The sequence below is a fragment of the Acetobacter sp. P1H12_c genome, assembly GCF_018811975.1.
Classification (GTDB): domain Bacteria; phylum Pseudomonadota; class Alphaproteobacteria; order Acetobacterales; family Acetobacteraceae; genus Acetobacter; species Acetobacter persici.
Genome location: NZ_JACRVR010000007.1, coordinates 50,376 through 63,411 on the forward strand (window position 1 = coordinate 50,376; position 13,036 = coordinate 63,411).

Genomic DNA, 13,036 nt, shown 5'->3' on the forward strand with positions numbered 1-13,036 from the left:
TCATTCTCGCCTTTGCTGGCATTCAAATGTGGAAGAACCAGACGTGAGCAGAAAATCCAGCCCTGCAGACAGGGTGACGTCCCGCCGTAAACTGCCCCTTCGATGCGCCGTGTCGGTTTCCGCTTTGACAATGCCCGCGCTGCTTGCAGCGGATATTGCAAAAGCTGCCGCAGGCAATACTCCTGCGCCGGTTTCATCATCCCTCTCATCGTCCGGTGCTTCACAGGCGCATCATATACCTCGCGCCAGGGCCTCCGTGCATAAAGGGGCTGTTGCCTCTCGTGCCCCCGCGGGGGGAAGGGGGGCGCCTGTTGCCCGGCATCGGGATCATGGTCCTGTGCAGGGCGGGAGCGAGGCTCTGGACGTGAGTTCTCACCGGAGTGTCTCCCGTGGGGCGGATAATGTGGTTTCCAAAGCGGTGATGGAGCAGTTTACGCCCGGCACCTCTGTGCTGAAAGCGGCTGACCGGCTGCCGGGGGTCAGTTTCAGTTCAACAGACCCGCTGGGGATCGACCTCTGGGGGGCCAGCATTTACGTGCGCGGCTTCTTTATGGATCAGCTTGGCGTCACGCTGGATGGGATTCCGCTGAATGACCAGACCTATGAGAGCAATAACGGCCTGAATATCATTCAGGCGGCTATTTCTGACGATATTGATCGCAGCATCATCTCGGAAGGGCCGGGTGGGGTGAATGTGCCTTCCACCTCCACACTGGGCGGCACAATGCAGTTTGAAACGGGAGACCCGAAGGACCAGCTTGGCGGCAAAGTCTCTCAGGGCTTTGGCAGCTATAGTTCTTTCCGCACCTATGCCCGGCTGGACAGTGGCAAGCTCAACAGCACCGGCACCAAGTTCATGACGGCCTATTCCCGTTCAGACGAGGGGATGTGGGCGGGCGGCGGCTCCCAGTTCCAGCAGCAGGTGGACGCCAAGCTGGTGCAGCCTATCGGGCATGAGAGCGTCATGAAGGCGTTTTTCAACTGGAGTGATCTGGCCGAATGGAATTACTGGGATACGTCTCTGGCAATGCTGGACGGGCTGGGCTGGCGCACGCCGCATCTGTACCCCAATTACGCAAAAGCCTATAATTACGTGGCAGGGAACATTTCCCTTCCAACTACGGATGCCATTGAGGCTAACGGAGATTCTCCTTACCTGTATGATGGTGGCCAGCATGAGATCAATTACACCGGCGGCCTGAATTTTGATCTGGCTCTTACGGAGCGTCTGCGCTGGCGCTCCACTCTGTATGGCACCAGCCAGACCGGGTATTATACATATTCTGACACCTCCACCCCCTCGGCGGATACGGAGGCCCCGTTCTCTCAGGAGGTCTGGCAGAACCGGCAGGAGCGATACGGGTTTACAACCAGCTTTTTATATAAAATTGCTAACCATAGTCTTGATGCTGGCGTCTGGTATGAAAACAACAATCAGGAAGCCGGATTATTCTGGTATAACGAGCCGACATTAGGGCAGGGCGCTCCGCTTAAAACTGTTGGCCCGTATGATACCTATGGCAAAGCGTTCCAGCAGGGATACGGGTTTAACTGGAGAACCAACAACTTCGCGTTCCATTTGCAGGATACCTGGCGGCCGATTGAAAATTTGCGTGTTACGGCAGGTTTCAAATCCATGCTGGCGACCACTGCGGGCGGGGCGTCTTACAACAATCCCGATTACACCGGCGCGGATGCACTGCCTAATGGCACCATGACGGCATCCAGCGCATTTTTGCCGCATGTTGGTGCAAGTTATCATTTTCTGAAAAATCATGAGTTCTATTTTGATCTTGCGGAAAATATGCGCACCTATCAGGTGCTGCCAAACGGGGTTGGAAATTCACCATGGTCCGTGCAGGATCAGACGGCGTTCAAAAAACTCCAGAACGGTGTTTCCCCTGAAAAAGACTGGGTTTATGCCGTTGGCTACCGGTATACGGATAAGCTGATACAGGCCAGTCTGGCCGGATATCATGTTGATGCCAGAAACCGCCTTCAGGCAGCAACGGAGGGGACTATTCTGGCTCCTGTCTCCACTGTTGTGCCAACCAGCGTGCATACAAATGGTGTTGATGCCGCAGTAACGCTGACGCCAATTAAAGGGTTGGCCCTGTATAACAGTGTCAGTTATAACCACTCGACCTATGGCGGTAATATTTCCACCTCTGATGGCGTTTACTACACAAAAGGCAAAAAAATCGTCAATTTCCCGCAGTTTATGTATAAGGCCAACCTGTCTTATCGCTGGAAAGGGCTGGAAACGCATTTTGACGTGCATTATTATTCTAAGCGCTACTATAGCTATGTGAATGATACGTCTGTGCCGGGCTACTGGCTGGCCAGCACGGGGGCGCGATATAATTTCGGGAAGGTTGGGTTTGCGAAAAATCTGTCGGTCGATTTCAATGTCTACAACCTGTTCAACTCGAAATATATTTCCATGATGGGGCAAAACGGAAACCCGATGTCTGGAGATTATCAGTCTCTGGAACGGGGTGCTGTGCGTGAATTTTTTGGCACGGTCAGTGCGGAATTTTGATGCCGCTTTTGTCTTTCCTGCGCGGCACAGCTGTGCTTCCATCCGCTCTCTCAGCCAAAGGGTTTGATTTTATGCGCTATTCCACAGCTCTCCGGGCCAGCACGGCGGCCTTTGCACTGGGCCTTGTGGCACTGAGCACCTTTTCCGCAGCACCGGGAAAAGCCCGGGCGGATGAGCCGGTGGTGCAGGAGGAAGAAAGCGATATTATCAAGCTCTCTCCGGTTACACCTCACCGTATTCTGGTGCAGGATACGGCAGGCACCCATGCCAAGGATGGCCGCATTTATGTGGTGGATGCGGATAAAGGCAAACTGCTGGGCATGGTGCAGGCCGCCTATAACGGGAATGTTGTGCAGGACCCGAAAGGGCGAGCTTTTTACGTGGCGGAAACGGTGTGGTCACGCGGCAACCGGGGCGACCGTCTTGATCTTTTACCTGCCTATGACCCCCAGACCCTGACCATTACGAATGATGAAGTTCTCCCCGGCAGGGCGCTCGTTACACCCAAGAAAAATGATCTCGCCATCAGTCAGGATGGCAGCCGGGTTTACGTCTTTTCCATGGTGCCAACAAACGCGGTGCATGTTGTGGAGACTGCCACACATACAGTGAGCCAGACGGTGGATCTGCCCGGTTGTGCTCTGGCCTACCCCTGGGGGAATGACGGGTTTACGTCAATCTGTGCGGATGGCGGCCTTGCCAATGTCAGCCTGAAGGCTGGCAAAGCAGACGTGACACACACAAAGCCATTTTTTGATCCTGAAAAAGATGCTGTTTTTGAGCACAGCCCTACCCGGAGGCCGGATGGCAAAACATGGTTTATTTCCTACAGCGGCCTTGTGTACCCCACCAGCCTCTCTGCCGAAAGTAAAGTAGACGCCCCGTGGTCTATTCAGGAAGCGGCTGGCCTGAAAAAAGCACCGGCTGCTGAAGCGCCTTTTGCAAAAACATGGCGTCCGGGCGGGTGGCAGTTATCAGCTTTGCATTATGCCAGCGGGCATCTGTTCGTGCTGATGCATGAGGGTACGTTCTGGACCCATAAAAAGCCCGGCACAGAAATCTGGGAGCTGGATACCGCAACCCATAAACTGGTGCGCCGCATCAAGCTGCCTGTGCCAGCAAGCATGGTGGGGGTTACGCAGGACGAAAAGCCGCTGCTGTTCACCAATGACAGCACCGGAGACCTGTTGATCTGGGATATGAAGACCGGAAAGCAACTGCGTAAAATGCAGCATCTGGGTGATGATTTGTACTTTACCATCGCGCTGGGCGAATAAGCGTGCCGACGCTTGTGCTGCATATGCTCGGTGCGTTGGGAAGCGGGGCGTTTGGCGCGCTGTTTCTCTTCACGGGCATTGGGAAAGCTACGGATAGCGCCCGCTTTGCATCTGACATCGCAGCTTATCGGCTTCTGCCTCTGGATGCAGCCTTTCCCGCGGCCTATGCGATTATCGTGACGGAAACGCTTCTTGGTCTCTGGCTCTTTTCAGGGGCGGTGACGGCTGTTGCGGGGGGAGTGTCTGCCGCACTCTTGCTGCTCTTTGCTGTGGCCATGGGGATCAATGTTGCGCGGGGCCGCACGCATCTGTCCTGCGGCTGTATTCCCGGTGTGGATGTGCGCCTGTCCTGGGCGTCTATCTGGCGGAATGTGGTGCTGGCAGTGCTGGTTTTTCTGACGGGTTTATGCGGCCAGCCAGACTTTGGCCTGCTGTGTGTTGAAGGTTTGCTGATGGGTGTGTCTCTCCTGTTGTTGTGCATGGCCACGGCATCTCTCACCAGAGCGGAGGCTGTGGGCTGATGCTGATTATTCTTACAGTCTCCACAGTGCTCCTGACACTTTTTACGCTGGCTCTGGCTCTTGGTGTGTTTGTGCTGGCCCGCCAGATTGGCGTGTTGCATGAGCGTCTGGCCCCCATCGGCGTGCAGCCGGTTCTCTCCGGTTTGCAGGCGGGGCAGGCTTTGCCGCAGGTCACAGCGCGCACGCTGGCGGATGCTCCGGTTGCAATCGGGGGAGCCAGTGCGGCTGGCCGCGCCATGATGCTGATGTTTGTCTCCGCGGATTGCCCGGTATGCAAACGCACCCTTCCCATCGCCCGGAGCGTGGCGCAGGCGAGTGGTCTGGATCTTGTGCTGATAGGCGAGGGGGATGTAGCGGCTCTTTCCGCCATGGCGCGCCAGACCCCGCTGGAGGGGGTGCCTTTGCTGGTGAGTATGGAACTGCTTTTGCTGATGCAGATTGGCCGTCTGCCAACCTTGGTGGTGCTTGACCCCCGTGGCGTGATCACGGCGCGGGATGTTGCGGGCAGCCGCCGCGAAATTGAAGCTCTGGTTGCCACGTTGCCGCAGGCACGTCCGGCCCTGAAAGAAGAGGTCTCTCATGTCGCAGTCTGATATGCCTGTGCGTTCCGGGGTGCGTGCTGAACACAATGGTGCGGCCCGGAGCCTGCTGGACCGCACGGTTGAACGCCTGACCCGGCACGTAGCGGGCCACAGTTCCCGGCGCGGCCTGCTGGGGCGGGTTGGGGCGTGGGCCACGTTTGGTGCGCTGATCCCGATGCTGCCAGTTGAGCGCGCATCCGCCGCGCAGACGGCAAAACCCAAATTCAAGGCGCCTACACCTTTTGCCGCCAGCGCCCAGACAACAGACCCTACGGCCTGTAATTACTGGCGCTATTGTGCCATTGATGGCTTTCTGTGTGCCTCCTGCGGTGGTGGGGTGCATAGCTGCCCGCCGGGCACAAGTCCCTCACCAACCTCATGGATTGGTACATGCTTTAACCCGGGTGACGGGCAGCCTTACCTTGTTGCGTATCGTGACTGTTGCGGTCAGGATGCCTGTAGCCAGCCCATGTGTGTTGGCACGGAAGGTGACCAGCCAAGCTATCGGCCTCAGGCCAATAATGATATTATCTGGTGTTTCGGTACGGGCGCACTGATCTATAATTGTTCTACTTCTGTTATTGTTGGGAATGCATCATGATTAAGCACGGTTTACGTTTTCTGGCAGGCGTTGTTCTGGCCGCTCCGGTTGTGGCCGGTTCCGCATATGCGGCCGATGGTCTGACAGTTTACAACACCAACTGTTCCGTATGCCATCAGGCAGGCGGTGCAGGGATGCCGGGCCAGTTTCCTGTTCTGAAAAACCGGATTGATAAAATTGCCAGCACGCCGGAAGGCAAAAAATATCTGGCGGACGTTGTGCTGAATGGTCTGCATGGCCCCATTCAGGCGGGGGGTGCGTCTTATGCCGGTTTCATGCCGTCACTCAAGGCGCTGTCTGACGAGGATATTGCGGCTGTGCTGAGCTATGTGGCCTCACTGGGGGATACCAGGCCCGCCCCGACGCTCACGGCGGATGATATCAAGGCAGCGCGCGCAACCCCCAAGAAGGGGCCGGAAGTTCAGGCTGAACGGAGCGCCCTGAATGCCGCACACCCTATCCCGTAAGGCGACAGGGTTCTGTATGACGCCACGCGCCATGCGTTCCCCTGCCAGAGCCGTCTGGTTTCTGGCAGGGGCGGTGTTCGCGCTTCTCGCCGGTGTCGGGGCACCGCTTTCCACACGGGCCGCGGTGCTGGACCACGCAACCACCAATTATCTGACGCATTGTGGCGGCTGCCACGGGATTGAGGGCGTTTCTGCCCGCACCTTTGTGCCGGTGCTGCGGGACCATGTGGGCACCTTTCTCTGCTCGGCAGAGGGGCGCGCGTATATCGGGCGGGTTCCCGGTGTTTCCATGTCCCTGATCCGGGATGATCAGGAACTGGCGGATGTTATGAATTTTGTGCTGTTTCGTCTTGGCGGTGCCAGCACACCAGCGGGCACAAAACCGTTTACGGCTGCGGAAATCCATGTCGCGCGCGCGCAGCCCATAGCCTCGACTGATCTGCTGGCGTTGCGGGCTGAGGTTCTGGCCCGCGCGGCGGCGCAATGCCCCCGTTAAGAGGCTGAAAGCGCGCGCGGATTGGCATCCAGAAAGGACTGGATGGAGCTGTAGCCTGTTGCCCGCACGCTCAGCAGGCTTTCCAGATGTTCCCGGTTATTGACCAGCCCGCGGGCTTCCACCGCGCCATCCGGAGCAAGCAGCACGGCAAACGGAACACGGTCCACACCCAGCAGGCGGCCCAGCGTGGCGGAATTGACCATCTCGCTTTGTGTCAGGCCCAGAGTGAGAAGGGCGGCCTGCTGCGCCTGTGGGGTATCATCCCCGCAAAACAGCAGATCCAGATTTTCCCGCCCACAGAAATCACGTGTGATAGAAATCATTTTTTGTGAGACAGGGCAGGAGCCAGATACAAATAACAGTAGTGTCTGTCTGCCGTTCTGATGGTGTCCACCGATGGTGACACTCTGCCCGTCCAGTGTGGACAGGTGCTGAGGGGGCAGCGTGCTGGTTGCCGGGCTGACGGGGGCCAGAGCACCAAGGGGTGCAATCTTGCGATAAAGAGCTTTAATCTGCCTGAGCAGTAGCAAGGAGACCGCTGCTGTCAGCAGCAGGACGCCCCATAATGTTCCCTGCGCCAGTATCAGAGCGTTCATATCAACCAGTCCATGCTATTTGCTGCACTATTGCAACAAATGGCAGCATGGTCGATCAAAATATCTGTCCTGATCACGTTGCGGCCCGGATGCAGACGTCCCCCTGCTGCCTTGAAAAAGCCGGACGGGTTAATTAGAGGAGACGCTGTTCTCAGGGCGTGCTTTCTGGGGGCGAGGGACGTCACATGATGCAGACGCATCCGCTTTAATCAGGACCACAATGCCTGTTTCACTTCTCGCCTGTATGATTGCCAGCGCCACCCACTATCACATTCCCCCGCGCGTTCTGCCGGTCATTCAGAAAGTGGAAGGGGGTGCAACCGGTATGGTGCATCCGAATGGGGATGGCTCGGCGGATTTAGGGCTAATGCAGATTAACACTCGCTGGGTGCGCCCGCTTGCGGATGTAAAGCATCTTCCGGTGCCGCAGACGGCGCAGCGTCTGGTCTCGGACCCGTGCTTTAACGTGGAAGCTTCAGCCCTGATTATGAGAACGTACATTAATGAAGCGCATGGCGATGTGATAAAGGCTATTGGCTATTATCATTCCCACACGAAAACCCTTAGCGCGGCCTACAGGGAAAAAGTGCTGGATATGGCCACGGCCATGTTTGCCAGAAAAAAATAGCAGCCTGTTTCCGGCGATTGGTTCCCTACACAGCTACGTTTTCAAAAACCTTTCGGGAAACCCGGAAGAGTGTTTCCCGCAGCCAGCGATGTACCGGGTCTGTATCCCGCCGGGGGTGCCAGGCCTGAAAGGCCTCAATGCCCGGCAGGGAGAACGGGAATTCAAAAGAGGTCAGCCCCAGAGCGTCCTGAGAAATATGATTGATAACAAGCCCCGGCAGGGGAAGGATCAGGTCCGTCCCTTTCATGCTTTCAACCATGCAGTGATAGTTGGGGACGACCATGGCAATACGGCGGGTCAGGCCATACTGGTTTTGTAGCATCCAGTCGATCGGGCCGCGTGCCCGGCCACGGCGGGACACGCTGATATAATCATAAAGCACCAGACTCTCCGGTGTGACAGGGGCAGCCAGAATAGGGTGCCCTTTGCGCACAAGCCCGCGCATGTGGTCCCGCAGGACCGTCTGGCGGCGGATTTCAGGCTTCATCAGGTCCGTTGCGCCAATATAGAGGTCAACACCGCCATCCCGCAGCGGGTCTGACGCAGCGGCGTCCAGCTCCGGTGCCCAGATCACCTCGCAGCGGGGGCACTCCTGCTTGAGGGCTTCCAGCAGCGGCAGGGCGAGAGCGGCAATGACCAGATCATTCGCGCGGATGGTAAAAGTCGGGGCCATGCTGGCAAGATTGGCAAGGGCGCGTGTGGCGAGCAGGCTGTCCGCCTGACGGACCAGATCCTGCACCTGACTGAGAATACCGGCGGCAAAGGCCGACGGCAGCATTCGTCGCCCGGCCTGCACCAGAATAGGGTCTGCAAAGGCAGTGCGGAGCTTGGCAAGCTGGCGGCTCATGGCCGGTTCACTCATTTTCATGCGGCGGGCCGCACGGGAGACGCTTTCCTCTTCAGTCAGCACCTGAAGGGAGCGGAGCAGGTCGAGATCATACCCTTTCATCCTTCCAGAAATAGATTTTGTCTGGCGCATTGACCAGACTTTATTCTTCCGAAAATCGAAGTCGTCGCTTTCCATTAATGAGGGTTGTCGGTCGCCGGAGGCTCAGGATGATTGGCGCTCATGAAGACCATAGTCCCTCCTCAGGCTGCTGCTGCGCCCGTTATCCACGCCTCGCCCCCGCTGCCCTCCTATATTCCGCCTTTTGGTCTGCGGACTGTTATTGGCTGTCTGGGCATGCTGCTGGCTGTGCATGTTGCGGGCTTTAATGAGCATGTGACCGAAATTGGCCTCTCCGACATTCGGGGCGCGATGCATATCGGGCACGATGAGGGAAGCTGGCTGATCTCGGTTTATGAGGCATTCAATATTGCCGCCATGGCGTTTACGCCGTGGTTTTACATGACGTTTTCAATCTACCGGTTTTCTATTTTCATGACCGTTGTCATGGCGCTGCTCTCCATTCCGGCTCCTTTCATGCCGGACGTGACATCCCTGTGCATTCTGCGGGCGTTTCAGGGGCTGGCAGGGGGCTGCCTGCCGCCCGTACTGATGACGGTCATGCTCAAATATCTGCCCCCGCCACTCCGTGTGTTCGGCATTGGCGGCTATGCCATGAGTGCAACCTTTGGCCCCAATCTTGGCCTGCCGCTGGAGGCCTTCTGGTTTGAGACAGTGGGCTGGCACTGGCTGTACTGGGAAATTATTCCGCTTGCCGCCATTGCCGTGGGGATGATGGCGTATGGTCTGCCGCGTGACCCGATGCATTTTGAACGGTTTGAAAAGTTCAACTGGCTGGGGCTGAGTGTGGGCCTGCCTGCCATCTGTTCGCTCGTAACCGTGCTGTATCAGGGGGACCGGCTGGACTGGTTCCGCTCCCCTCTGATCACCAGCCTGACCTTTTGGGGCATGGCGGCCTTTATTGTGTTCGTTATTAACGAGGCCTTTCACCCCAGCCCGTATTTCCGCATCCAGTACTGGCGGTCCCGCAATATTCAGGCGGCATTGCTCTCACTTGTGGGTATTCTGGCGATCTGCTCCATCATGGCGGAAATTCCTGCCACCTATCTGGAGGCCGTGCGGGGCTACCGGCCTGTGCAGGCGGCCCCGGTCTCACTGGTGGTTGCCCTGCCGCAGCTTATCATGCTGCCGCTGATTGCCGCCCTGTGTAACAGCCGCAAGGTCGACTGCCGGTTTGTGCTGGCCGGGGGCATGCTCTGCCTTGCGGCATCGGCCTGGCTTGGCACATGGCTGACGGTGGACTGGGTGCGCGACAATTTCTATCCGCTCCAGATCCTTCAGGTCTTTGGTCAGCCAATGACTGTCATTCCAACCCTGATGCTGGCGACAATGGCGATGGGGCCAGCGGACGGCCCGTTTATTTCCGGCATGGTGAATATGCTCAAAGGGCTGGCCAATGCCGTGGCGTATGCCCTGTTTGCCGCACTCAGCCGCAGGCGGGAGCAGTACCATTCCACCATGCTGCTGGACCACCACGGCACGCAGGCGCTGGCTTTGCAGGGGATGGGCAACCCCATTGCGCACCAGCTTTCCGGCACATCGCCCGATGCCGGGCATGTGGCCCGGAACAGCCTGCAAGTGTTTCATACCTATGTGCATGAGCAGTCTCTCGTGCTGGCGCTGAACGATATTTACGCCGTGCTGGTCTGCGTTTGTCTTGGCTACGCGGTGATGAATCTGCTGCTGCCGCACCGCGTCTATCCGCCTCGTGCGCCCTCCCCCAACACTCCTGCTCGTTAATTCGGAACTCTGACCATGATTTATAAAAAACCTCTGCTCTATGCAGGCTGTGCCGCAGGTGTTCTTGCCATTCTTGCGTGGGGCGGAACACGACTGGTGAATGGCGATGGCGTCAACCAGTATACCAATGATGCGTATGTCACGGCGGATTTCCCGACGGTTGCTCCAAAAGTTGCCGGGCGCATTGACCGCGTCCGCGCGCAGGATAACGAGCAGGTCCAGGCGGGAGAGGAACTCGCCCATATTGAGGATGAGGATTACAGGGCTGCGCTGGACGTGGCCCGTGGGAACAGGCAGGCCGCGCAGGGGGATGTCAGCAACCTTGAGGCCGAACTGGCCCGGCAGGACGCCGTTATTGCGCAGGCGCGCGCAGCCGTGCAGGCGGATCAGGCCCGCCTGATGTTCGCCCGGCAGAATGCGGTGCGATACCGCAATCTGTCCTCCGGTGGCGCCGGGACGATTGAGCAGAAGCAGTCGTCCGAAGCGCATGAAAAAGAGGCGGACGCCGCGATTGCCCTTGATCAGGCTGGCGTGGAGGCGGCGATCCGGCAGGTGGCGGTGCTGAAAGGCCAGCTTGAGCGTGCCCGAGGTCTTCTGGTGCGCGCTCAGGGAGATGAAAAAAAGGCGGAACTCAACCTCTCCTATTGCACCATTCCCGCGCCGGTTGATGGCGTTGTTGGCGAGCGTGGGGTGCGTGTGGGCAACTACGTGCAGCCGGGTACGGGTATTCTGGCGGTTGTGCCGGTGCATGAGGCTTATGTGCTGGCCAATTTTCAGGAAACCCAGCTCACAAAAGTGCAGGCGGGGCAGCAGGCGACAATCCGGGTGGATACCTTCCCCGGTCAGCGTTTGAAGGCGCATGTGGACTCACTGGCTCCGGCTACAGGGGTGGCCTTTGCCCCCATCCAGCCAGACAATGCCACCGGCAATTTTACCAAGGTGGTCCAGCGCGTACCAGTCAAGCTGACATTTGACCCCGGCCAGCCGCTGGCGGCCAGAGTGCGGGTCGGGATGTCTGTGGAAGTGAGTGTTGATACGTCCTCAAAGCCGGAAGGGCCGCATGCCAATGATGCTCGCTATGTCTGGCAGTAACGCCATGAAGCGCGTCCTGTTTGCAGGCCTTTCCACAGTGGCGCTCGCGGGGTGCACGGTGGGGCCGACGTATCACGCACCGCAGGTCACGGCTCCAGCCACATGGCGGCAGACGCAGCTGCCTGCGGCCAGCCGCATCACAACCGCCTCGGCCGATCCGCAGTGGTGGACGCTGTTCCATGATCCTGCGCTGACAAAGCTGGAGCAGGAGGTCGCGGCCTCCAATCTGGACCTGAAAGCGGCGAGCCTGCGCCTGATGCAAAGTCAGGCTGAGCGGCGTATTGCCAGCGCGGCCCAGATGCCGCATGTGGAAGCCAATGCGTCCTACGGGCGGGAGCGCGCCAGTACCAACGGCGTGCTGGGGTTGCTCGGCACGATGGAGCGGGAGCAGGCAGGCACCATTGCCTCCGGCATGCCGGGGTTTGGCCCTACGGCTTTGCCCGGCAGTGTCGGCAATCCGTCGTTCAATCTGCCGCAATACGGCATGAATGCCTCGTGGGAGGTGGATTTCTGGGGGCATGTGCGGCGGCAGGTGGAAGCGGCTACCGCCGCCACGCAGGAAACCGAAGATATGCGGCGCAATACGCTGGTTTCACTCATGGCGGAAACGGCGCAGGACTATATTGACCTGCGGGCGACCCAGACGCAGGTGGGGATTCTTGAGCATAATATTGCTGTGGCGCGGGACAGCGTCCGGCTGACCAGATTGCGGTTTGAACAAGGGGCGGCAACGCGGCTGGATGTGGCGGAGGCAACGGGCCAGTTGCACAGTTTTACCTCCCGCCTTGCGCCGCTTAAGGCGCAGGAAACCCATTTGCTGAATGCTCTGAGTTTTCTGGTCGCGCGGGAACCGGGTGCGCTGGATGCTGAACTGGGCAGGCCTGCCGGTATTCCTTCCGTGCCTGCGCTGGTGCCTGCTGGCCTGCCGTCTCAGCTTGCGGAGCAGAGGCCGGATATCCGTATGGCTGCGGACCGTCTGCATGCGGCGACAGCCGCCATTGGCGTGGCGATTGCCGATTTCTTTCCGCGCGTTACGCTTTCCGGCAGTCTGGATATTCAGGCGCTTCAGTTCAGCGGGCTGGGGTCATGGGCTTCCCGCCAGTATGGCTTTGGCCCGACGGCCACGTTGCCCCTGTTTGAAGGTGGCCGCCTGACAGGCCAGTTGCACCTGCGCAAGGCCCAGCAGAAGGAAGCCGCAACCCTTTTCCAGCGTACGGTGCTGAAGGCCTGGCAGGAAATAGATGATGCCATGGCGGACTTTACCGCAGCCCAGAGCCGGCGGGACGAACTGGCCGAGGCGGTGCATGAGAACGAGATTGCGGTAGAAACCGCCAGAGCACAGTATGTGCAGGGGGCATCAGACTTCCTGAATGTGCTGACCTTGCAGAATGCGCTCCTTGCATCTCAAAGCGCGCTGGCACTCGCGACGGCGCAGGTCGCTGGCTCCGTGACGCATCTCTATCGGGCTGTTGGCGGCGGGTGGCAGGCGGTTTACCCGGCACAGCCTGCGGCCAGAACACCGGCCTGA

General features: G+C 58.6%; 13 protein-coding genes. 11 read left to right on the forward strand and 2 right to left on the reverse strand.

The annotated features are described in order from the left end of the window. Nucleotides 1-43: 43 nt before the first annotated feature. The 7 genes from KP699_RS06455 (at nt 44) to KP699_RS06485 (ending at nt 6,485) form a co-directional block, all read left to right on the forward strand. Nucleotides 44-2,542, forward strand: a complete 2,499-nt coding sequence (locus KP699_RS06455; protein ID WP_308164884.1) for a TonB-dependent receptor domain-containing protein — start codon at nt 44-46, stop codon at nt 2,540-2,542. Between the two features lie 71 nt (nt 2,543-2,613). Beyond that, nucleotides 2,614-3,819: an amine dehydrogenase large subunit gene (locus KP699_RS06460; protein ID WP_374196896.1), complete on the forward strand. Its 1,206-nt coding sequence runs from the start codon at nt 2,614-2,616 to the stop codon at nt 3,817-3,819. Between the two features lie 2 nt (nt 3,820-3,821). Then, entirely contained in the window at nt 3,822-4,340 is a 519-nt protein-coding gene (locus KP699_RS06465) for a MauE/DoxX family redox-associated membrane protein (protein WP_215762023.1), read from the forward strand. Continuing rightward, complete coding sequence (locus KP699_RS06470) at nt 4,340-4,933, forward strand: alkyl hydroperoxide reductase (protein ID WP_215762024.1); 594 nt, start codon at nt 4,340-4,342, stop codon at nt 4,931-4,933. The genes KP699_RS06465 and KP699_RS06470 overlap by 1 nt, the downstream gene beginning before the upstream one ends. Before the next feature lies 1 nt (nt 4,934). Beyond that, nucleotides 4,935-5,522, forward strand: coding sequence for a methylamine dehydrogenase (amicyanin) small subunit (mauA, locus tag KP699_RS06475; RefSeq protein ID WP_252346846.1), 588 nt, complete (start codon nt 4,935-4,937; stop codon nt 5,520-5,522). Further along, the gene (locus KP699_RS06480) at nt 5,519-5,989 is read left to right on the forward strand and encodes a cytochrome c (protein WP_215762026.1); all 471 of its coding nucleotides are present in this window, start codon (nt 5,519-5,521) and stop codon (nt 5,987-5,989) included. Before mauA ends, KP699_RS06480 begins: the two co-directional genes overlap by 4 nt. A 31-nt stretch (nt 5,990-6,020) precedes the next feature. Next, a complete protein-coding gene (locus KP699_RS06485) occupies nt 6,021-6,485 on the forward strand; it encodes a cystathionine beta-lyase (RefSeq protein ID WP_374196897.1) in 465 nt (154 codons plus the stop codon). Here KP699_RS06485 and KP699_RS06490 read toward each other — a convergent pair. Continuing rightward, on the reverse strand, nt 6,482-7,081 hold the full coding sequence (locus KP699_RS06490) for a methylamine dehydrogenase (RefSeq protein WP_215762027.1): 600 nt from the start codon (nt 7,079-7,081) through the stop codon (nt 6,482-6,484). The genes KP699_RS06485 and KP699_RS06490 overlap by 4 nt on opposite strands. A 220-nt stretch (nt 7,082-7,301) precedes the next feature. On the opposite strand from KP699_RS06490, the gene KP699_RS06495 reads away from it, so the two are divergent. Then, nucleotides 7,302-7,709, forward strand: a complete 408-nt coding sequence (locus KP699_RS06495; protein ID WP_215762028.1) for a lytic transglycosylase domain-containing protein — start codon at nt 7,302-7,304, stop codon at nt 7,707-7,709. A gap of 25 nt (nt 7,710-7,734) precedes the next feature. Here KP699_RS06495 and KP699_RS06500 read toward each other — a convergent pair whose 3' ends face one another. Further along, entirely contained in the window at nt 7,735-8,658 is a 924-nt protein-coding gene (locus tag KP699_RS06500; RefSeq protein WP_215762029.1) for a LysR family transcriptional regulator, read from the reverse strand. 120 nt (nt 8,659-8,778) lie between these two features. On the opposite strand from KP699_RS06500, the gene KP699_RS06505 reads away from it, so the two are divergent. Genes KP699_RS06505 through KP699_RS06515 form a run of 3 tightly spaced genes read left to right on the forward strand, consistent with a single transcriptional unit; the run spans nt 8,779 to nt 13,036 of the window. Further along, a complete protein-coding gene (locus KP699_RS06505) occupies nt 8,779-10,416 on the forward strand; it encodes an MFS transporter (RefSeq protein ID WP_215762030.1) in 1,638 nt (545 codons plus the stop codon). Nucleotides 10,417-10,431: 15 nt separating this feature from the next. After that, nucleotides 10,432-11,508: an HlyD family secretion protein gene (locus tag KP699_RS06510; protein ID WP_215762031.1), complete on the forward strand. Its 1,077-nt coding sequence runs from the start codon at nt 10,432-10,434 to the stop codon at nt 11,506-11,508. Between the two features lie 4 nt (nt 11,509-11,512). After that, complete coding sequence (locus KP699_RS06515; protein ID WP_215762057.1) at nt 11,513-13,036, forward strand: efflux transporter outer membrane subunit; 1,524 nt, start codon at nt 11,513-11,515, stop codon at nt 13,034-13,036.